At 66.2% G+C, this 20,561-nt stretch carries 18 protein-coding genes and 1 tRNA gene; 14 read left to right on the top strand and 5 right to left on the bottom strand.

Annotated features, from left to right (window positions below):
- Positions 1-123 precede the first annotated feature (123 nt).
- Both KZX46_RS16715 and KZX46_RS16710 read left to right on the top strand, forming a co-directional pair.
- Positions 124-1,179 (top strand): ribonucleotide-diphosphate reductase subunit beta, encoded by a 1,056-nt coding sequence (locus KZX46_RS16715; RefSeq protein WP_219774916.1) that lies wholly within the window; start codon positions 124-126, stop codon positions 1,177-1,179.
- A 152-nt stretch (positions 1,180-1,331) separates the two neighbouring features.
- Positions 1,332-2,615, top strand: a complete 1,284-nt coding sequence (locus KZX46_RS16710) for a DNA sulfur modification protein DndB (protein WP_219774915.1) — start codon at positions 1,332-1,334, stop codon at positions 2,613-2,615.
- A 64-nt stretch (positions 2,616-2,679) separates the two neighbouring features.
- On the opposite strand, the gene KZX46_RS23515 is transcribed toward KZX46_RS16710, so the two are convergent.
- Both KZX46_RS23515 and KZX46_RS16700 read right to left on the bottom strand, forming a co-directional pair.
- On the bottom strand, positions 2,680-2,922 hold the full coding sequence (locus KZX46_RS23515) for a type II toxin-antitoxin system RelE/ParE family toxin (protein ID WP_370647557.1): 243 nt from the start codon (positions 2,920-2,922) through the stop codon (positions 2,680-2,682).
- Positions 2,923-2,962: 40 nt separating this feature from the next.
- On the bottom strand, positions 2,963-3,205 hold the full coding sequence (locus KZX46_RS16700; RefSeq protein ID WP_219774914.1) for a type II toxin-antitoxin system ParD family antitoxin: 243 nt from the start codon (positions 3,203-3,205) through the stop codon (positions 2,963-2,965).
- 460 nt (positions 3,206-3,665) lie between these two features.
- Here KZX46_RS16700 and KZX46_RS16695 point away from each other — a divergent pair, with 460 nt between their 5' ends.
- Both KZX46_RS16695 and KZX46_RS16690 read left to right on the top strand, forming a co-directional pair.
- Complete coding sequence (locus KZX46_RS16695; protein ID WP_219774913.1) at positions 3,666-4,589, top strand: DUF808 family protein; 924 nt, start codon at positions 3,666-3,668, stop codon at positions 4,587-4,589.
- A complete protein-coding gene (locus tag KZX46_RS16690) occupies positions 4,565-4,939 on the top strand; it encodes a ribose-phosphate pyrophosphokinase (RefSeq protein WP_226896007.1) in 375 nt (124 codons plus the stop codon). Before KZX46_RS16695 ends, KZX46_RS16690 begins: the two co-directional genes overlap by 25 nt.
- Here KZX46_RS16690 and KZX46_RS16685 read toward each other — a convergent pair whose 3' ends face one another.
- Entirely contained in the window at positions 4,940-5,899 is a 960-nt protein-coding gene (locus KZX46_RS16685) for a neutral zinc metallopeptidase (protein WP_219774912.1), read from the bottom strand.
- A gap of 111 nt (positions 5,900-6,010) precedes the next feature.
- Here KZX46_RS16685 and KZX46_RS16680 point away from each other — a divergent pair, with 111 nt between their 5' ends.
- The 5 genes from KZX46_RS16680 (at position 6,011) to KZX46_RS16660 (ending at position 11,348) form a co-directional block, all read left to right on the top strand.
- On the top strand, positions 6,011-7,123 hold the full coding sequence (locus tag KZX46_RS16680) for a DUF3089 domain-containing protein (RefSeq protein WP_219774911.1): 1,113 nt from the start codon (positions 6,011-6,013) through the stop codon (positions 7,121-7,123).
- On the top strand, positions 7,120-7,593 hold the full coding sequence (gene ruvX / locus KZX46_RS16675; protein ID WP_219774910.1) for a Holliday junction resolvase RuvX: 474 nt from the start codon (positions 7,120-7,122) through the stop codon (positions 7,591-7,593). Before KZX46_RS16680 ends, ruvX begins: the two co-directional genes overlap by 4 nt.
- Positions 7,594-7,672: 79 nt before the next feature.
- Positions 7,673-8,656 carry an aspartate carbamoyltransferase catalytic subunit gene (locus KZX46_RS16670; protein ID WP_219774909.1) on the top strand — a complete coding sequence of 328 codons (984 nt, stop codon included), beginning with the start codon at positions 7,673-7,675 and terminating at the stop codon, positions 8,654-8,656.
- The gene (locus KZX46_RS16665; protein ID WP_226896006.1) at positions 8,608-9,876 is read left to right on the top strand and encodes a dihydroorotase; all 1,269 of its coding nucleotides are present in this window, start codon (positions 8,608-8,610) and stop codon (positions 9,874-9,876) included. Before KZX46_RS16670 ends, KZX46_RS16665 begins: the two co-directional genes overlap by 49 nt.
- Positions 9,864-11,348 carry an SPOR domain-containing protein gene (locus tag KZX46_RS16660; protein ID WP_219774908.1) on the top strand — a complete coding sequence of 495 codons (1,485 nt, stop codon included), beginning with the start codon at positions 9,864-9,866 and terminating at the stop codon, positions 11,346-11,348. Before KZX46_RS16665 ends, KZX46_RS16660 begins: the two co-directional genes overlap by 13 nt.
- A gap of 215 nt (positions 11,349-11,563) precedes the next feature.
- Here the strand turns inward: KZX46_RS16660 and KZX46_RS16655 are convergent, their stop codons facing one another.
- Both KZX46_RS16655 and KZX46_RS16650 read right to left on the bottom strand, forming a co-directional pair.
- Complete coding sequence (locus KZX46_RS16655) at positions 11,564-15,004, bottom strand: indolepyruvate ferredoxin oxidoreductase family protein (protein ID WP_219774907.1); 3,441 nt, start codon at positions 15,002-15,004, stop codon at positions 11,564-11,566.
- Positions 15,005-15,063: 59 nt separating this feature from the next.
- Positions 15,064-15,873, bottom strand: coding sequence for a transporter (locus tag KZX46_RS16650; RefSeq protein ID WP_219774906.1), 810 nt, complete (start codon positions 15,871-15,873; stop codon positions 15,064-15,066).
- Between the two features lie 214 nt (positions 15,874-16,087).
- On the opposite strand from KZX46_RS16650, the gene KZX46_RS16645 reads away from it, so the two are divergent.
- The 5 genes from KZX46_RS16645 to tig all read left to right on the top strand — a co-directional run bounded on the left by KZX46_RS16645 (position 16,088) and on the right by tig (position 20,488).
- Positions 16,088-17,521: a cytochrome ubiquinol oxidase subunit I gene (locus tag KZX46_RS16645; RefSeq protein WP_219774905.1), complete on the top strand. Its 1,434-nt coding sequence runs from the start codon at positions 16,088-16,090 to the stop codon at positions 17,519-17,521.
- Between the two features lie 4 nt (positions 17,522-17,525).
- The gene (gene cydB, locus KZX46_RS16640; protein WP_219774904.1) at positions 17,526-18,530 is read left to right on the top strand and encodes a cytochrome d ubiquinol oxidase subunit II; all 1,005 of its coding nucleotides are present in this window, start codon (positions 17,526-17,528) and stop codon (positions 18,528-18,530) included.
- On the top strand, positions 18,527-18,646 hold the full coding sequence (locus tag KZX46_RS16635; protein WP_219774903.1) for a DUF2474 family protein: 120 nt from the start codon (positions 18,527-18,529) through the stop codon (positions 18,644-18,646). Before cydB ends, KZX46_RS16635 begins: the two co-directional genes overlap by 4 nt.
- Before the next feature lie 43 nt (positions 18,647-18,689).
- Positions 18,690-18,774 (top strand) — tRNA-Leu (locus tag KZX46_RS16630).
- A gap of 28 nt (positions 18,775-18,802) precedes the next feature.
- Positions 18,803-20,488, top strand: coding sequence for a trigger factor (gene tig / locus KZX46_RS16625; RefSeq protein WP_219774902.1), 1,686 nt, complete (start codon positions 18,803-18,805; stop codon positions 20,486-20,488).
- Positions 20,489-20,561: the final 73 nt, after the last annotated feature.

Raw genomic sequence — 20,561 nt, 5'->3', positions numbered from 1 at the left:
CTCCCTCCCGCTGTCATCCCCGCAAAAGCGGGGACCCAAGGTCGCAATCTCGTGACTTTGGGTTCCCGCTTTCGCGGGGATGACAAAAAGATTTTGGAATCAGACGTTTAAGGACCGCCACCCATGTCCCTGCTCAAATCCTCCAACACCTACAAGCCGTTCGAATACCCGTGGGCGTTCGACTTCTGGAAGCGCCAGCAGCAGATCCACTGGATGCCCGAGGAGGTGCCGCTGGGGGAGGATTGCCGCGACTGGGCGCAGAAGCTGACCGAGCACGAGCGCAACCTGCTCACCCAGATCTTCCGCTTCTTCACCCAAGCCGACGTCGAGGTGCAGGATTGCTACCACGAGAAATACGGCCGCGTGTTCAAGCCGACCGAGGTCAAGATGATGCTGACCGCGTTCAGCAACATGGAGACGGTCCACATCGCAGCGTACAGCCACCTGCTCGACACGATCGGCATGCCCGAAAGCGAATACAGCGCCTTCCTCAACTATAAGGAAATGCGCGACAAACACGATTACATGGGCACCTTCGGGGTCGATAACGACGGCGACATCGCGCGCACGCTGGCGATGTTCGGCGGCTTTACCGAGGGGCTCCAGCTGTTCGCCAGCTTCGCCATGCTGATGAACTTCCCGCGCTTCAACAAGATGAAGGGCATGGGCCAGATCGTGACGTGGAGCGTCCGCGACGAAAGCCTCCACTGCGAAGGCATCATCAAGCTGTTCCACGCCTTCTGCGCCGAGACCGGCGTGATGACGTCGAAGCTGCGCGACGACATCGCCGACGTCTGCATGCGGACCGTCCGGCTCGAGGACGCGTTCATCGACCTCGCCTTCGAAATGGGCCCGGTCACCGGCATGACCCCGAAGGAGATCAAGCAGTACGTCCGCTTCACCGCCGACTGGCGTTTGAAGCAGCTCGGCATGAAGCCGATCTACATGATCGACGAACACCCCCTGCCGTGGCTGTCCCCGCTGCTCAACGGCGTCGAACACGCGAACTTCTTCGAAGCCCGCGCGACGGAATATTCGAAGGCCGCGACCAAGGGCAACTGGAACGAAGTCTGGGACGCCTTCGACCGCCGCAAGGGCGCGCAAGCGGCGACCGTGGGCGCGGCGAACGAGGGGGATGACGGGGCGCAGGGCGGGTTGCTCGGCGTGGCAGCGGAGTAAATTACGGGGAAAGGCGAATTCGGCATCGCAAACCGCATTCCCCGCAGAAAATTGTGCGGGGAGGCTTGACCACCAGATTGTTTCGGGTATGAAAAGAATGCCGGCGAGGTTCAGCTCGCCGGCATTCACTGAAACTGCTCATGGAGAGCCCGATGTCTCAGACCTTCGCCTATATCAAAACCGACGCGTCGTCGGAAGGCCCATTGTTCCAAGCTGTTCGCTCACGTCAAACATATCCCGCGATGGTAGGGCTGCACGGTCCACGCCTCGCTACATATGCTACGCAGATCAATCCATTCGATATCGTACCGTTGTTGGGCCATGACCCGCGCAGCGATCGTCGGCGACTGCTTAATGATCAGAAAATAGTCGAACTGTACGAGTATATGCAGCGCAAGACGTCTGGAAATAGGCGTGACGCTATCCGCAATTACATTGAAGACAGGATGTTTCCAGAATCTATACTTGTCGGCGGGTTCCCCGCGATCTGTATTGCTGTAGAATATCCTATCGAATATGTGGATATTGCCGGTGCACCAGGTGTCGTAAATATGTCTATCGATACTGGAGTTCACAATAAACGCGTCGCGCTTGATGGATTAGGCAGAATTAGCGGTGCGCTCGCGCTAGTTGATACTATGCTGGGAGCCGATATTAGCGATGACGATAAGGCGTATCTTAAGCAAGCTTTGTCAGAAATTTCTCTTCCTTGTGTATTCTATTCGCCTCGTAAGGGGCAAGCTCCGCTCTCGCAAGTCGAGATCGGACAGCTATTTCACGACTTTAACTTTAAGGTGACGCCGGTATCGGCAAAGGATGCAATTGCGCTGGATAATAGCGATCCTTACATCCGCGCGACATATTTTCTGGCGGCGAATGTCGAAAACATTAAGAAGTTTGGAATGGACACTAAAGCGGCTTCGCTTGGATCAAAGTCGAAGGCGGTAGTGGTTCAGCCCGTGTTGCTCCGTTTTGTTCGTGCCGCGCTAGAAGGCGCTCGTTACGTGGAAGGGGCTCGAAACGTTGCGGTTGCAGATGCTCACCTGACAAGTAAAGACGCCTCTACGGTTCTGGGAGCGCTTTCCGAGTTTCTCGACGTATTCGCTGACGCGATGGGTCCGACGTGGACGCAGCGTGATAGTGTTCATCTAAGTTCAGCCGGCTGGCAAGCAATTGGCCTTATATATTACGATATTGCATTTGTTCTACAGAATATCGACCGGGCGGAGTTCGCGCGCGCCTTGGCGTCAAAAGTCGACTGGAATCGTAATGCGTCGATCTGGTCGGAGCTTGTCACGGAAAAGTCCGCTAAAGATGGGTCGGCAACGCTGGCGTTTCTTGGAGCAGGTGCATCTACGCGTCGTGCGATCGCCACTATTCTGCGTTGTGAAATGGGCATCTCAGACATGGTTCCGGCGCTGAGCGAAGCGGCATAATTGCCTAGCGACGCTTCACAGTTATGTGGAGCGTCGCGAAGCTTCAAAGTACCCGCTGGTATGCTCAAAAATGTTTCGCAGGCGCCATTCGCCTATGAAGTATGCGTGCGATCGTGACGGCGTCGCGTTCGCTTCTGAAGTACGTTATGTGACTGCCGAGCGACAGGCTCCTGACACCGTCGCCTACATCCGGGCGGAGCGTTCCGAGAAAAGGAAATTCGGCGAGGCGGGTGAATTGGTCGTCGAATATCGCGAGATAGGCGACGGCACGATCAATTCCCCAATGCGCTGCGCCATAATCGAGGATGGCATCGAGATCGCGATCAGCATCTTCGCTGATACGGACTTCAATTATTCGCGTGTCGGATACGTCCGTCGCGGATGATGTCTTTGAGCGACCGCTTGCTGATGCCGCTGGCGAGGCCCTGCGCCACCGCCGCGCGGAGGGCCGTCAGCTTCTCCGCCTCCGCGCGCTCGCGCTCGACGAGGGCGGCGACATAGGCGTCGGCGTTGGGATAGCCGTCGTCGCGGACGCGATCGTCGACCCATTGCGCGGCGGGTTCGGCGAGGGTGATGGTTCTTGTCGGCATCGTAGCCTCCTGCTCGACTAGCCTAACATGCGGCGCGATCCCGACCAACCGCGCGCCCTCCGAGATATCGCTGTCCTACACCCTCGCCGATGCGGTAATTTGGCGGGTCGAGTCGAAAGCGGGAGGATGGAATTGGTGACGGTGAATTTGGCGGCGAGCGTTTCGGGACGGGGTTGCGGGGCGGCGGGCGGTGGCTGGCCAAGCGGGGGCAGTGTTTCGATCCGGCGTGGCGTCAACTTCGTCAACTTTGACAAGCTGGCTTGACACTTTGGATGCTCCGGAAGCTTGAAAAAACCCGTCTTCTGCACGTCGTGGACTTCCGCGGGTCGCGGCGCTGCGCAGCACCGGTCGGGCGGATATCCGAGGGGTCGACTTGCCGGGGAAGGGCAAACGCAAAACACGTGCTTTTGTGTGAACTTATTTTGAACTTAGGCTCTTCCACACCGGCAAGGGCCGCCTGATGGCGACCGGGTTGATCGCGTTGCTCGACGATGTCGCGGCGCTGGCGAAGGTCGCGGCGGCGACGCTCGACGATACCGCCGGGCTCACCGCGAAGGCGGCGGTCAAGGCGGCGGGGGTGGTGATCGACGATGCGGCGGTGACGCCGACCTATGTCGTCGGCTTTGCGGCGGCGCGTGAGTTGCCGATCGTCTGGCGCATCGCAATGGGAAGCCTACGCAACAAGCTGTTGTATTTACTGCCGGCCGCACTGGCGCTGAGTGCGCTCGCGCCGTGGGCGATCACGCCGCTGCTGATGGCGGGGGGCGCGTATCTGTGCGTCGAGGGGGTCGAGAAGCTCGTCGCGGCGTTCGGCGTCGGCGGCGAGCACGGCGCGGCGGCTGAGGTGCGCGACGAGGCGACGCTGGTCGCCGGGGCGATCCGCACCGACCTCGTTTTGTCGGCCGAGATCATGGCGATCACGCTCGGCACCGTCGCCGCCGAAAGCTTCTTGAACCGCGCGATCGTCCTCGCCGTCGTCGGGGTCGGCATCACCGTGCTCGTCTATGGCGCGGTCGCGCTGATCGTGAAGGCCGACGACGCCGGGGTTGCGCTGGCACGGCTGCGCGGGGGGGCGGCGGCTCCGTTGCGCGTGTTCGGGCGCGCGCTGGTGTCGGGAATGCCGGGGTTGCTCAAGGGGTTGGCGGCGGTCGGGACGGCGGCGATGCTGTGGGTCGGCGGCGGGATCGTGCTCCACGGGCTTGCCGAATACGGCGTCGCTGGGCCGGGCGATGTCGTCCACCATCTCGCGGTCTTGGCGGGAGGACTGGCCGGGCCGGTCGCCGAATGGGTCGCCGGGGCGCTCGGTGCGGGGGTTGCCGGGGTCGTCATCGGCGGGGTGATCGTCGGCGGGCTGCACGCGTGGCAGGCGCGGCGGAGGCATTGATCGACCCCGATCACGTCGCGGCGCTGCTCCACGCGCGCGCGCGGGCGGGGGAGAGCGTGACGTATTCGGAGGTGCTTGGCGCGCTCGGCTACGCCTTCAGCCGCCCCAAGATGCGGGCGTTGTGCGTGGTGCTGATGGACGTCGACGCCGCCGAGCGCGGGGCGGGGCGGCCCGACCTCGCGGTGCTGGTGGTCCGCCAGAGCGACCGGCTGCCGGGGCAGGGATGGTGGATTGGGCGAAGCGATTACAAGGGGTTGTTCGTCGGGGCTGAGGCGGCGGCGTATGTTGCGCGGGAGCAGCGGGGGGTGTTTGCGTGGTGGCGCGAACACCCCCGGGCAGGGCCGGCCTAGCTAGACCGCCCCGTCCTTGAATGTGTTGCAGCCGGCGATCGTCCCGTCGGTCAGGCCTTGCTGGAGCCAGTGGACGCGCTGGGCGCTGCTGCCGTGGGTGAAGCTGTCGGGGACGACGGTGCCCTGCGCTGCCTGCTGGAGCCGGTCGTCGCCGATCGCGGTCGCCGCCTTGAGCGCCTCCTCGACGTCGCCGGGGCTGAGCAGGTCGGGGTTGGCGTGCGCCCAGACCCCGGCGAAGCAGTCGGCCTGGAGCTCGAGGCGGACCGAGACGGCGTTGCGCTGGCGCGCCGAGCCGCGCGACATCGCCGCCTCGGCCTGGTCGGAGATGCCGAGCAGGTTCTGCACGTGGTGGCCGATTTCATGGGCGATGACATAGGCTTGGGCGAAGTCTCCCGGGGCGCCGAAGCGGCTCGACAGCTCGTCGAAGAAGCTCGTGTCGAGGTAGACCTTGCGGTCGGCGGGGCAGTAGAACGGCCCCGATGCCGAGGATGCGCCGCCGCAGCCCGATTGGGTCCGGCCGGTGTAAAGGACGAGCTTGGGGTCGACGTAGCGCACATTGGCCTGTGCCGGCAGCAGCTTGGCCCAGGTGTCCTCGGTCGAGGCGAGGACCTTGCGGACGAAACGCTTGCTTGAGTCCTCCTGGCCGGTGGCGGCGGTCGGGCCGGGGGCGGCGACGTCGTCCTGCGGTTGGCCGATCTGCTGGGTCGGGGCATTACCGCCAACGCCAAGCCCGCCGACGAGACTGCCGAGATTGCCGAAGCCGCCGAAGATCAGCACGATGATGCCGAGGACGACAACCCCGCCGCAGCCGAAGCGGCTGAGGACGAAGCCGAACAGCATCGGCACGAGCCCGCCGCCGAAGCCGCCGCCACCGCCGCCACCGAAGCCGAACCCGCCGCCGCCGCCCTGGCCGCGGTCGTCCTCGACATTGCTGCTCTCGCGTTCGTCATCCAGCCGCATGCCCGCGCTCCTTCGTTGCCGCGGCATAACGTGCCGCAGCCGTATCTGTTGCCGGACCCATATCTCGGATCGATATCGTCATGCTATGGCCCGGCACGGAGAGTTAAAGCCATGCTCGCACGCCGCTTCCTGTGGATCATCGCCGCCGTCATCGTGCTCGTCGTGGGGGCTGCGCTGGCGTACCGCCTGTTCGGCGCGCGGTTGATCGCGGCGGCACTAGTGCCGTCGGTGCGCTTCGCCGACAGCCGGGTTGCGCCGCCGCCCGACTATGCGCTGCCAACGGCGTGGGCCGCGAACCCGGTGCTGGCGACCGACCCGGCGCGCTGGGCTCCGCCGGGATACGCCGCCGCGCCGCACCCGCGGGTCGCTGTGTTCTTCATCACCCCGACCGCCGATCTCGGTCGCGACCACTGGAACATGGCGGTCGGCGATACGGCGGTAGAGCCTCGGATTGCCGGGTCGTTGCGGTCGGACGCGAGCGTGTTCAACGGCATCGGCGCGGTCTGGGCCCCGAAGTACCGGCAGGCGGTATTCGGGGCTTCGCTGGTCGCGTCGCCCGATGCAACCAAGGCGCTCGACCTCGCCTATGGCGACGTGCAGCGGGCGTTCGATGCCTTCGTCGCCGCCGCGCCGAAGGAGGCGCCGATCGTGCTGGCCGGGCACGGGCAGGGGGCGCTTCACCTGCTGCGGCTGCTACACGACCGCGTCGCCGGGCAGCCGATCGCGCAGCGGATCGTCGCGGTCTATGCGGTCGGCACACCGGTCTCGGTCGCCGACCTGCCCGCGCTGGGCGTCGAGCCGTGTACGACCCCCGAGGCGACGCACTGCCTGCTGACGTGGCAGAGCTTTGCCGAGCCCGCCGACATCGCTGCAAGCCGCGCGGTGTTCGACGCGACCCCGGGACTAACCGCGCGGAGCCGCAAGGGAACGCGCGTCGTCTGCGTCAATCCGCTGCTTGGCGTGGCGACGGCGAAGATGGCGGCTCCGGCGGCGAACATCGGCTCGCTGGTCCCCGGCGCGACGCCCGAGGCCGCGACGATCGTCGCGGGTGGGATCGGCGCGCGATGCCTGCCGTCGGGCATCGTCTCGATCGGCGATCCGCCGGGGGCGTTGGACAAGTATGTCCTGCCGGGCAACGACTATCAGGTATATGATTACAACCTGTTCTGGGCGAACATTCGTGCCGATTTCGAGCGTCGCGTCGACGCGTTCATTCCCGGATGATCGTCGACCCGGGCGGGTTCAAGGCCGAGCTGCCGCAGGGCGGTCGCCTCGCGGGCCTCGACGTGGGCACGCGCACGATCGGTATCGCGACTTGTGACGCGGGATGGAGCTTTGCCACCGCGTTGATCACAATCCAGCGGACCAAGTTCACCCCTGACCTCGCGATACTGAAGCAACTGCTCGAGAAGGAGCGGATCGTCGGGCTGATCGTCGGCCTGCCATTGAGCATGGACGGCAGCGATTCGCCGCGGACCCAGTCGGTCCGCCAGTTCGCCAAGTCGATCGAGATTCCGCTCGAACGCCCGATCCTGCTGTGGGACGAGCGCTGGTCGACGCAGGCGGTCGAGCGCGCGCTGATCGATGCCGACCTCAGCCGGGCAAAGCGGCATGCGATGATCGACAAGCTCGCCGCCGCGTACATCCTCCAGGGGGCGATCGATGGGCTGATGGCGGGAACGCTCCTAGGTTAGCCCGGGCTCGGTTGAGCCGTGCCGCTGCCGCGTCGGCTCGCCCTTCCAGAATGTTGTCATAGCGGCTAGACGAAGCGCGATGACGCCACCCCCCCTGCAGAGCGTGCTGCCCGAAGGCGTCCACCCTTTTCCCCATCGCCATCTGCTCGGCATTGCCGAGTTGAAGCCGTGGGAGATCACCTGGCTGCTCGATCAGGCCGAGGGCTGGATCGAGGTCAACCGAGGCCTGCGCAAGCGCGACGACCGGCTGGCGGGGCTGACGCTGATCAACGCCTTCTTCGAGAACTCGACCCGAACGCTGCTCAGCTTCGAGATCGCCGGCAAGCGGCTCGGGGCCGATGTCGTCAACATGACCGTCGCGGCGTCGTCGGTGAAGAAGGGCGAGACCCTGCTCGACACCGCGCTGACCCTCAACGCGATGCATCCCGACATCATCGTCATCCGCCACGGCGAGTCGGGGGCGGTCCAGCTGATCGCCGAAAAGGTCGACTGCCCGGTCTTGAATGCCGGCGACGGGCGTCACGAGCATCCGACGCAGGCGCTGCTCGACGCGTTGACCATCCGGCGGCGCAAGGGGCGTATCGAGGGGCTGACCGTCGCGATCTGCGGCGATATCCTGCACAGCCGGGTGGCGCGGTCGAACTTCCAGCTCCTCGGCAGCCTCGGGGCGAAGGTCCGCGCGGTCGCCCCCCCAACGCTGGTCGGGGCCGACGTCGACCGGCTCGGGGTCGACGTCTACACCGACATGGATGCGGGGCTCGACGGCGCCGACGTGGTGATGATGCTTCGCCTCCAGCGCGAGCGGATGAGTGGGGCGTACGTTCCCTCGACCCGCGAATACTTCCACTTCTACGGCTTGACCGCAGCGCGGCTCGCGGCGGCCAAGCCCGACGTGCTGGTCATGCATCCGGGGCCGATGAACCGGGGGGTCGAGATCGACACCGCGGTCGCCGACGACATCGCCCGCTCGGCGATAAGCGAGCAGGTCGAGATGGGCGTCGCGGTCCGGATGGCGTGCCTCGACGTGCTGACGCGGCGGTCGCGGGGCGTCCCGGGGTGGTGATCGCCTTCACCAACGCCCGTGTGATCGACCCGGCGAGCGGTCGCGACGCGCTTGGCTCGGTCGTCGTCCGCGACCGGGTGATCGAGTCGATCGACGGGGCGATCCCAGCCGATGCCCGTGTCATCGACTGCGGCGAGCGGATCGTCGCCCCTGGGCTGATCGACGCTGGGGTCTTCGCCGCCGACGCTCCGGCATGTTTAGCCGGGGGGATCACCCGCGTCGTCCTGATGCCCGACCGCAGCCCGCCGCTCGACGATCCGGCGCTGATCGAGTTCGCCCAGCGGATCGGAAAGCCACATGTCTGGGTCCACCCGCTCGCAGCGGGTACGCAGGGGCTTGCGGGGGTCGAGCTCGCCGAGATCGGGCTGTGCCAGGAAGCTGGAGCCGTGGGCGTCGCAACCGGGCGCGGGGCGATCGCCGACGCCGGGGTCATGCTCCGGCTGCTCCAATATGCCAGCGGCTTCGACCTCGTCGTCGTCACCCATGCCGAGAACGCCGCGCTAACCGTCGGCGCGGTGGCGACCGCGGGTGAGTTCGCCACCCGGCTCGGCCTCCCCGCTGCGCCGGCCTTTGCCGAGGCGATTGCGGTCGCCCGCGACCTGCGCCTCGCGGCAGCGACCGGCGCGCGGCTCCATATCCGGCAGGTCACGACCGCCGAGAGCATCGACCTCGTCCGCGCCGCTAAGGCCGCGGGCACTCGCGTGACGTGCGGGGTCACCCCGGGCCATTTCCTGTTGGGCGAGCAATCGGTTAGCGGCTACCGCAGCTTCGCCCGCCTGTCGCCGCCGCTGCGCCATGACGACGACCGGCGCGCGGTCCTCGCCGGGATCGCCGACGGCACGATCGACGTCGTCGCCAGCGGCCATGACCCGCGAACGCAGGAGGACAAGCGCTTGCCGTTCGCCGATGCCGCCCCGGGCATGGTCGGGGCGGAGACGCTGCTCGCGCTCGCGGGGACGCTGGTCCGCGACCATGATATGTCGTGGCCGGCGCTGCTGGCGACGATGACGAGCGCCCCGGCGGCGCTGTTCGGGCTGCCCGGCGGACGGCTCGAGGCAGGTGCCCCGGCCGACCTGATCGTATTCGACCCCGGCGCGCCGTGGCGGATCGATGCCCAGACGATGGCGGCGGCGGCAGGAAACACCCCGTTCGACGGCCTGCCGATGCAGGGCCGGGTAACGATGACGGTCAAAGGAGGCGAGATCGCATGGACGCTGTAAAGGTCGCGCTCGCAAGTGCCGCGCTGCTGCTGGTTGCGGCGAAGCGGGTCCCGGTTCCGGTGACTGCCGCGCCCGCCGCGGCCCCGGGACCGAGCATCAAGCAGGGGGTCGAGCTGTGGCGCGCCGGGGACTACCCGGGGGCCGTGGCGATGTGGCAACCCTTTGCCAACGCTGGCGATCCCGACGCGATGTTCAATATCGGGCAGGCGTACAAGCTCGGGCGCGGGGTGCCGATCGACGCCGCCGTGGCACGTGACTGGTACCGCAAGGCGGCGGTGAAGGGGCATCTCCCGGCGCAGGCCAACCTCGGCATCGCGCTGTTCCAGGCGGGCGAGAAGCCCGAGAGCATCAAGTGGCTACGGACCGCCGCGGACCGTGGCGAGGCGCGCGCGCAATACGTCCTCGGTATCGCGGCGTTTAACGGTGATGGTCTGCCGCGTTCACAATCATTGGGTTACGCCTATCTGTTGAGGGCGCAGGCAAGCGGCCTACCACAAGCCGTAACCGCGCTCGGCAGTATTACGCCCGGCCTGTCTCCGGCCGACCGGACCGCGGGCGAGGCGGTCGCCGCCAGTCTCGCCGCCGGGGCCGGAGTGCCCCCCGCACTTGCCGCGGCGACCGGGCCGCGGATGGTCGCGCCGATCAGGACCCCGCCAACCGCAGCCGAGATCGCGGCGATGCGCGCCACTTCGGCCCCCACTCAGCCGCCCGCACAAGTGTCCGCACAGGCCCGCACGCCGATTGTCACGCCGCCGAACCCCGTGCCGACAGTAGGCACGGCCGGCGTGGCGACAGCGTCCAATATTCCGATGTCTTCCGCGCAGTCGAGAACCGCGTCGGTCGACACCTCGCGCACCACGACGGTGACGCGGACGACGACCCCGCCCGTCCGTGCGACCCCGCCAGAAGTCATTGCCGCGCGGCCGATCCCGCAGCCGACCCCGGCGCAAGCCGATGCGGCGGCAGCGGCACGCGTCACGAACCCTGCGTTCCAGGCCGCGCCGGCACATGCGCTCCCGACCAATCCGGCAACTGCGCCGTCGGCGATCGCGACGACCGACGTGCCCGCATCGAAACCGGTGGCGCTCGCGCCTGCGCGGACGGCGTTGGCCGATCCGCTCGCGACCGCGCCCGCGAGGACGGTCACGACACTATCGACAAAGGCGGCGACTGCGACGCCAGCAAAGCCGGTGCAGACTGCCACGCTGAAGCCGTTCGAGACGATCGACAAGCCGGTGACTCATAAGCCCGACGGCTGGCGGGTCCAGCTTGGGGCGTTCTCAGCGCGGAAGCTTGCCGACAATGCATGGGCAAGCGTCAAGGAAAGCGCGGCGCCGGCCAAGCCCATCTTTGCGACCGACGGCCCGGTGGTGAAGCTTCAGATGGGGCCGTATGCAACGCGCGATGCGGCGAAGGCGGCGTGCGCCAAGCTGACCGAGGTGGGCAAGGCTTGCTTTGTTACGACGGGTTAGAAATCTGAGTTTGCGCCTAACTTGCCCGAGGTAACTCTGATCCCGTCTTGGATCGTGCGCGGAACGCTCGCGTCTTAAACAATGCAGGTCCGCGTTCGTATTAGAATTGCGCATGCGGCGTACTCGGTGGCACCCATCCCGATCCCCGGTTTTCGGCGGGACGGCGATCTTGCAGTGAAGATTTCGGGATGGTCCAACCTGACTATGCCCTCGACTCACGCCGCCGCCCGGATCGCCTCGCCCGGCCACTTCGCCCAAAGCGCCGCTTCCTCGCCTGCGACCTTGAGCGCCGCCGCCGCCTTGACCGGGCCGAAGCCGCGGACCGCGAGGGGAAGAGCCGCGATCTCGATCGCGAGGCTGCGGTTGTCGGGGGTCAACCCGGCGAGCAGGCGATCGACCTTCGCAGCATAGTCGCCGAACGCGGCGCGTTCGTGGCGGCGTTCTTCGCTATAGCCGAACGGGTCGAATACGGTGCCGCGTAGCCCTTTAAGCTTCGCGAGCACGCCGAACGCCGAAAAGATCCAAGGGCCAAAGCTGTACTTCTTCGGGCGGCCGGTTGCGGGATCGGTCCGTGCAAAGATCGGCGGCGACAGCTGGACACGCGCAGGCTTGCCACCCTCGAACTGCGCGGCAAACGAGGCACGGAAACGCCCGTCGCTGTACAGCCGCCCGACCTCATACTCGTCCTTATACGCGAGCAGCTTGTACGCCGAGCGCGCCACCGCCTCGGTCAGCCGATCGTCGCCGTGCGTGGCAACGCGCGCGACCAAGTCACTGAACTTGCTCGCATAGGCGGCGTCCTGATACGCGGTCAGGTCGGCGATGCGGCGCTCGATTAGCTCGGGGAGGGTGGTCGACGGCGGCGCGGCGACCGGGCCGCGCGCGGCCTCGACCATCGCCGTCACCGTCTGCGGCGAATGCGCGAGCAAACGGCCCAAGGCGAACGCCCGCTTGTTGAACGGGATCGCGACGCCGTTCAATTCGATTGCGCCGTCGATGCTCGCGAGGCTCAGCGGGATCAGCCCCGACTGCCATGCATAGCCCATCAGCAGGATGTTCGCGCCGATCGCATCGCCGAGCAACGCAGTAGCGATCGTGTCGGCGGCGATGAAGCTCGTCGCGTTCGGGTTCGCCGCCTTGCGGATCGCCTTTTCAACGAGATGCGAGCGGAAGTCGATGTCGCGGTTGCGGACGAAGTCGCTCGTCGGGGCGATATCGCCGTTGGCGACGACGGCAGTCCGCGTCGGCACCATCAGCGTCTGCGTCGCCTTGTCGGCGGCGACGACGGCGTCGCACGCCAGCACGAGGTCGGCGCCGCCGGCGATGATGCGGGGCGAGGTCAGGTCGTCGTTCGACGCTGCGAGCCGGACCGCCGAGTAAACCGCGCCGCCCTTTTGCGCCATCCCCGCCATGTCTGCGGTCGTTGCGGCGAGGCCTTCAAGGTGCCCGGCGGTGCCAAGCAATGCCGACACCGTCAGCACGCCGGTCCCGCCGATGCCGGTGACCATGATGTTGTACCCGTGTCCCGGCGCGGGAAGGACCGGCTCGGGGACGCCTGACAGGTCGAGGTCGCTTGTCGCCTTGGCCTTCTTGATCGTCGCGCCCTCGACGGTGACGAACGACGGGCAGAAGCCCTTGAGGCAGCTATAGTCCTTATTGCAGCTCGACTGATTGATCCGGCGCTTGCGGCCGAATTCGGTCTCGACCGGCTCGATCGAGACGCAGTTCGACTGGACCGAGCAGTCGCCGCAGCCCTCGCAGACCGCAGCGTTTATGAAGACGCGCTGCTCGGGATCGACGAGCTGCTTGCGCTTGCGGCGGCGGCGCTTCTCGGCGGCGCAGGTCTGGTCGAAGATAATGACGGTGCAACCAGGGGTCGCCGCCATCTCGTCCTGAATCGCGGGCAGCGCGCTGCGGTCCAACAAACGGACTGAAGACGGCAGCGTAACGCCTTCATAACGCGACAGGTCCTCGGTCAGGACGACGGTCTTCACCGCATGCTCGGCGACCATCTGCGCGGCGATCGAGGGAACGTCGAGCTCGCCGTCGTGGGTCTGGCCGCCGGTCATCGCGACCGCATCGTTGAACAGGATCTTGTAGGTGATGTTGACCTTCGCCGCGATCGACTGGCGGATCGCGAGCAGCCCTGAGTGGAAGTAGGTCCCGTCGCCGAGGTTGGCGAAGACGTGCTTCTCGGAGGTGAACGGCGCCTCGCCGACCCACGTCACGCCCTCGCCGCCCATCTGGGTGAAGGTCTCGGCGCGGTCCATCCACAGCGCCATGATGTGGCAGCCGATGCCGGCGAGCGTCCGCGCGCCGTCGGGGGCCTTGGTCGAGGTGTTGTGCGGGCAGCCCGAGCAGAAATATGGGGTGCGCTTGATCGGCGTCTCGTAGGCAGCGGCCTTGCGGTCCTGGTCGTTGAAGAACGCCAGCCGTCCGCGGATCGCGTCGGTATCGTAGTAGCGCTGGATGCGCGCGGCGATGACGTGGGCGATCGTGCCGGGGGTCAGCTCGTTGTCGGGTGACAGAAGCCAGTCGCCGTTCTCGTCGTGCTTGCCGACGACGCGCGGACGGACGGCTTCGCGCCAGTTGTAGAGCTGCCAGCGGAGCTGATGCTCGATAAACTCGCGCTTTTCCTCGATGACGAGGACTTCCTCGAGGCCTTCGGCGAAAGCACGGATGCCGTCGGGCTCCAATGGCCACGGCATCCCAACCTTGTAGACGCGCAGGCCGATCTGGCTCGCGATGTGTGCGTCGATGCCGAGCTCGGAAAGCGCCTCCATCGTGTCGGCGAACGCCTTGCCGGTGGTGACGATGCCGAAGCGCGGGTTGGGGGTCTCCCAGACGATGCGGTCGATGCCGTTCGCCTTGGCGAAGGCCATCGCGGCGAAGCCCTTGTAGCGCTGGAGGCGGGTGTCCTCCTCGCGCCAGATGTCGCCGCCGCGGATGTGGATGCCGCCCTCGGGGAAGTCGAACGGCGGCAGGATGATCCGGCGCTGCTCGATGGCGAGGTCGATCGTCGCGGAGGTCTCGACGGTGTCGGCGGTCGCCTTGAAGCCGACCCACGTCCCGGCGAAGCGCGACATGGCGATCCCGAGCAGCCCGTATTCGACGAACTCGTGGACGCTCGCGGGGGACAGGAACGGGACGAACGCCGCCTGGAAGTTGTGGTCGGACTGATGGGGCAGGGTGCTCGATTTCGCGCCATGGTCGTCGCCGACGATCGCCAGGACGCCGCCGTGTGGGGTCGTGCCCGCGGCGTTGGCGTGCTTGATGACGTCCATCGCGCGGTCGAGCCCGGGGCCCTTGCCGTACCAGATCCCGAAGACGCCATCGACGGTCGCGCCCGGACGCATCCCGACATGCTGGGTGCCCCACACCGCGGTCGCGCCGAGTTCCTCGTTGATGCCGGGGACGAAGACGATGTTCTCAGCGGCAAGGAGCTTTTTCGCGCGCCACAATTCCTGATCGTAGCCGCCGAGAGGCGAGCCGCGATACCCCGAGATAAAGCCGCCGGTGTTGAGCCCTGCGGCCCTGTCGCGGGCGCGCTGAACCAACGGCAGGCGGACCAGCGCCTGCGTGCCGGACATAAAGACGCGGCCGTCGGTGAAACGGTACTTGTCGTCGAGCGAGACGGGCGGAAGGCCAGCTACCATGATCAACTTCCCCAAGTGATTAGGTCAATGATACTGACCTTTTAACGAAAGTTCAAGGGTCAGAAGCGTTTCGAGACACCAATATACGCCTCGACGTCGGGGGTATCGCGGTTGAGCCCGACATAGGTCGCGACGTCGAACTGAACCGACGGCAGCGACTTCGGGATCCATGCGGCGAAGAAGTCGGCGGTCGCCTTGGTCGTCCGCCCGGTCGGGTCGTTGTCCTGCGTCGCGGCGAGCTCGACCCCGGGGGTGACCGCCCCGAAGGCGCGGCTCAACCCGCCGATCATCGTGTAGCTGGCGTGGTGGCCGCGGTCGCCGCTGTTGGGCAGGCGGTCGAATTCGGGCGACAGGCCAAGCGAGAAATCGGCGGGCAACGGGATCGTGACTGCGACGACAAGGCCCTGCGTCGACGATCCTGCACCGATCGCCGACTTTGCCGTCGGGATCGTGACGAACGGCGCGAGCGCGATCGATACGCCCTTGCCGTCCGGATTGAGCAGCGATTGCTTCAGACCGAGCAGCACGTCGCCTACGCCGCGGTCGGCGGTCGCACCGCCGCCGCGCATCCGGTCGCGAACGCTGACGTACGGGCTCCACTCGGCGACTGCCTCAAGGTGGCTGGTGACGCCGTAGCGGAGCGTCGTCGATGCGATCGTCAGCGTGTCGGTAATGTCGCTTTCGGTCGCGTCGTGGATGAAGTCGACCGCGCCGGTTTCGACTTGGAGGTGGCCGGCGTCGACGATGCACGCCGGGGTCAAGCGGCCGGGGCGATCGGGACACAGGTCGCGCAGGTCGGCGGCAGAGGCTGGAGCAGCCGCGGACGCCATCCCAAGTATGGCGGCAAACACAGCAGAGCGTACGATCATGGCTGTTCCTTTGTGCGGTAGTCGGTCATAACGCATCGGCGTGGGGCGGGCATCTTTCGATAGACTGTTTCCTAGGGGAGCGGCGTCGTGTCCAGCGGGTCCCGCGCCGGGATAGCCGTTCCTGCCGGCGAGGCTTCGGTACGGTTGCGTGCGACGATCCGCGCGCGGCATCACTGACGGCGCATTATTATATGCGTCGGGAAGGACCGGACCGATGTTTGACCATGCCTCCGCCGTCGATCTTGCCCGTGCGCAGTTCGGCTTCACCATCTCGTTCCACTTCATCTTCCCGGCGTTCTCGATCGGGCTGGCCAGCTTTCTCCTTGTCCTCGAAGCGCTATGGCTGAAGACGGGCAACGATACCTACCTCGTCCTGTTCAAATACTGGTTGAAGATCTTCGCGATCGCGTTCGGCATGGGCGTGGTGTCGGGCATCGTCATGGCGTACCAGTTCGGTACCAACTGGGCGGTGTTCTCCGACAAGGCCGGGCCCGTCGTCGGCCCGCTGATGGCGTACGAGGTGCTCACTGCGTTCTTCCTCGAGGCCGGCTTCCTCGGCGTAATGCTGTTCGGTCTCGAGCGCGTCGGCAAGAAACTCCACTTCACCGCGACGTTCGCGGTGGCGGCGGGGACGTTCATCTCGGCGTTCTGGATCATCGTCGTCAATTCGTGGATGCAGACGCCGCAGGGCTACGCGATCAACCCGCAGGGGCAGTTCGTCCCCGCCGACTGGTTGGCGATCATCTTCAACCCGAGCATGCCGTACCGGCTCGTCCACACCGTACTGGGCGCGTATCTGACGACCGCGTTCGTCGTCGGCGGGGTCGGCGGCTGGCACCTCCTCCGCGAGCGCAGCCACAAGGAAGGGCCGAGCGAGGGCACCCGCGTGATGTTCTCGATGGCGATGTGGATGGCGGCGATCGTCGCGCCGATCCAGATCCTCGCTGGGCATGAGCAGGGAACGAACACGCTCGCCTACCAGCCCGCCAAGATCGCGGCGATGGAGGGCAATTTCACCTCGCACCCCAACGGTGCGCCGCTGACCGTCGTCGGTATTCCGGACCAGAAGGCCGGGGTGATGCGCCACGCGATCGAGATTCCGAAGCTCGGCTCGCTCGTTCTCAAGGGCAGCATGAATGCGCCGATCGACGGGCTTGACAAGTTTCCGCGCGCCGACTGGCCGCAGGTGTACATCCTGTTCTGGACTTTCCGCGTCATGGTCGGGATCGGCGTCGGCATGTTCGGCCTTGGCCTGTGGAGCCTCGTCGCGCGCGCCAGTGGCAAGCTGTATGGCTGGCCGTGGCTGCACCGCGCGGCGGTGGTGATGGGGCCGACCGGGTTCGTCGCGGTGATCGCCGGCTGGATGACGACCGAGGTCGGGCGCCAGCCGTTTACCGTCTATCATCTCCTCCGCACCGCCCAGTCGGTCTCGCCGCTCCAGGCCCCCGCGGTGGCGGCGTCGCTTATCGCCTTCATCGTCGTCTATTTCTTCGTCTTCGGCGCCGGGACATTGTTCATCCTCCGGCTGATGGGCCACTCGCCGCATCCGGGAGAAAAGGGGCCCGACGAGGATCAGGTGACGCGGACGGCGGGTCTCACCCCGGTCCACCAGACGCACGGCGATGCCGTCATGAACCCGGCGGAATAGGGACATGGGCATCAGCTTCGATCTCACCGTCGTCTGGGCTGGCATCATCGCTTTCGCGGTATTCGCCTATGTCGCGATGGACGGCTTCGACCTCGGCATCGGCATCCTGTTCCCCGCGCTGACCAAGGGCAACGACCGCAATTCAGCGATGAATTCGATTGCGCCTGTGTGGGACGGCAACGAAACGTGGCTGATCCTCGGCGGCGGTGGACTGCTCGCGGCGTTCCCGCTCGCGTATGCGGTGATCATGCCGGCGGTCTATGTGCCCGTCATCCTCATGCTGCTCGGATTGGTCTTCCGCGGTGTGGCGTTCGAGTTTCGCGGACGGACGACCCACCCGTGGCGGTGGGATGTCGCGTTTTTCGGCGGCTCGATCACCGCCGCCTTCGCACAGGGGGTGATCCTCGGGGCGATCCTGCAGGGCATCGCCGTCACCGGGCGCGGCTATGGCGGCGGCTGGTGGGACTGGCTGAGCCCATTCACCTGTCTCACCGGCGCGGCGGTCGTTATCGGCTATGCGCTGCTCGGCGCATGCTGGTTGATCTGGCGCGCCGAGGGCGACCTCCAGGCGCGGGCGTATCGGCTGGCGTGGCTTGCCGGCATCGGCACGATCGTCGCAGTCGTCGCCGTCAGCGCGGCGACGCCGTTCCTCAAGACCGCATATTACCATCGCTGGCTGACCGCACCGGGCATCTATTATGCCGCGCCGGTGCCGATCCTCGCCGGCATCACCGGGTTGCTGTTCTTCCGGGCGATCGCGCGGAAGGCCGAGCTGATGCCGTTCCTGCTGACGCTCACATTGTTCGCGCTCAGCTACGTCGGTCTGGCGATCAGCATGTTCCCGTATCTCGTCCCCGGGCAGATCACGATCTATCAGGCGGCGGCGCCGGCATCGAGCCAGATCTTCATGCTCGTCGGGGTGGCGATCATGGTGCCGATCATCCTCGCTTACACCGGCTACGCCTATTGGCTCTTCCGCGGCAAGGTCGGGCACGAGGGCTATCATTGAGCGCCCCCGAGCCGTCGACCGCAAAGCGGCTGGCGTGGTTCGTCGGCTTGTGGGCGGCAGGAGTCGCTACGGTCGCCGCCGTCGGGCTGGTGATCCGCCTGTGGCTCCACAGCTAACTTGCACCGACCCGCGTCACTGGTATAAGCCCGCGCTTCCCTCGCGGGCGTGGCGGAATTGGTAGACGCGCTTGGTTTAGGTCCAAGTATCGTGAGATGTGGGGGTTCGAGTCCCTTCGCCCGCACCACGGCCTTATTGAAAGACGGACACTTAAAATGCGTATTGCCGAGACGTTGAACGAAGGCCTCAAGCGCGAATACAGCGTCTCGATCCCGGCCGCCGACATCGAAGCCAAGGTCGATGCGCAGCTCGGCAAGGTCGCGTCGCAGGTCCGCATGCCCGGCTTCCGCCCCGGCAAGGTGCCGCTCAACCTCGTCCGCAAGATGCACGGCGCGCAGCTCCGCTCCGACGCGCTACAGGAAGCGGTCAACGAGGGGATGCAGCAGCTCATCGCCGAACACGCGCTGCGCCCCGCGATGCAGCCGCAGATCGATCTCGCCGCGCCGCCGGCCGAGGGCCAGGACGTCGACTTCACCGTCGCCGTCGAAGTCCTGCCGGTGATCGACGCGCCGAAGATCGACGGCATCGCGCTCGAGAAGCTCGTCGTCGAACCCGGTGACGACGAACTCGATGCTGCCGTCCAGCGGCTCGCCGACCAGCAGAAGTCGTTCGAGCCCGCACCCGCCGACCATGCCGCCGCGACCGGCGACACCGTCGTCGTCGACTTCGCCGGCAGCGTCGACGGCGAGCCGTTCGACGGTGGCAAGGGCGAGGGGATGAAGATTCTGATCGGCTCGGGCCAGCTGATCCCCGGCTTCGAGAACCAGTTGATCGGTGCCAAGGCCGGCGAGGCGCGCACCGTCAAGGTGACCTTCCCGACCGATTATAACGTCGCCTATCTGACCGGGCGCGACGCCGAGTTCGCTGTCACTGTCACCGGCGTCGAAGTCGCCGCCCCGGTCGCGCTCGACGATGCCTTTGCCAAGGGCTTCGGCATCGACAGCATCGAGGCGCTGCGTGAAATCCTCAAGGACCAGGTTACCGCCGAGCTCGGCGCGATGACCCGCACGCACATGAAGCGCAAGCTGCTCGACACGCTGGCGTCGGCGCATGATTTCGCCGTGCCGCAGTCGATGGTCGACGCCGAGTTTGACCAGATCTGGCGTCAGGTCGAAGCCGAGGGCGAAGATTCAGGCGACGATGCCAAGAAGGCCGACGACCGCGCCGAATATCGCCGGATCGCCGAGCGGCGTGTTCGCCTTGGTCTGCTACTGTCGGAGATCGGGCAGGGGAACGGCGTCACCGTCACCCAGGCAGAGATGAACCGTCTGATCGGGCAGGAGGCGACCAAGTACGACCGCGCCGAACAGCCGCAGGTGGTCAAGTACTTCCAGGAGAATGCAATGGCGGCGGCCCAGCTCCGCGCTCCGCTCTACGAAGACAAGGTCGTCGACTTCCTGATCGGCAAGGCCGACGTCACCGAGCGCGTCGTGTCGCGCGAGGCGTTGCAGGCCGAGATCGAGAGCGACGATGAGACCCCCGGCGCACACGTCCACGGGCCGGATTGCGGTCACGACCACGGGCATGACCATGCGGGCCATGACCACGCTGGGCATGATCACGCTGGGCACGATCATGCTCCGGCTCCCAAGGTGAAGAAGGCGAAGGCCAAGCCAGCTGCGGCTGAGCCCGTAGCTGCCGAGGCCGAAGCTGCACCCGCCGTCGCCGAAGCTGAGCCTGCCGCCGTTGAAGCGCAGACCAATGCGGCCAAGCCGAAGAAGGCCAAGCCGGTCGAGACCGACCCCGTCGCCGCGATCGAACCGCAGGCTGCGGTCGAGCCGGGCGCCGAGCCTGCTGCTGCCGCCAAGCCGAAGCGCGCGAAGAAGACTGCGGCGGAGTAACGCCCTCGTCGTCACCCCGACTTGCGCCGGGGTGACGCGCGGTCTTCCTTCTATCCGCTCACGTTTGCTCCGG

Origin of the sequence: Polymorphobacter sp. PAMC 29334 (genome assembly GCF_019431245.1) — a bacterium.
Classification (GTDB): Bacteria; Pseudomonadota; Alphaproteobacteria; order Sphingomonadales; family Sphingomonadaceae; genus Polymorphobacter_B; species Polymorphobacter_B megasporae.
This window is presented reverse-complemented; position numbering and strand designations above follow the sequence as displayed.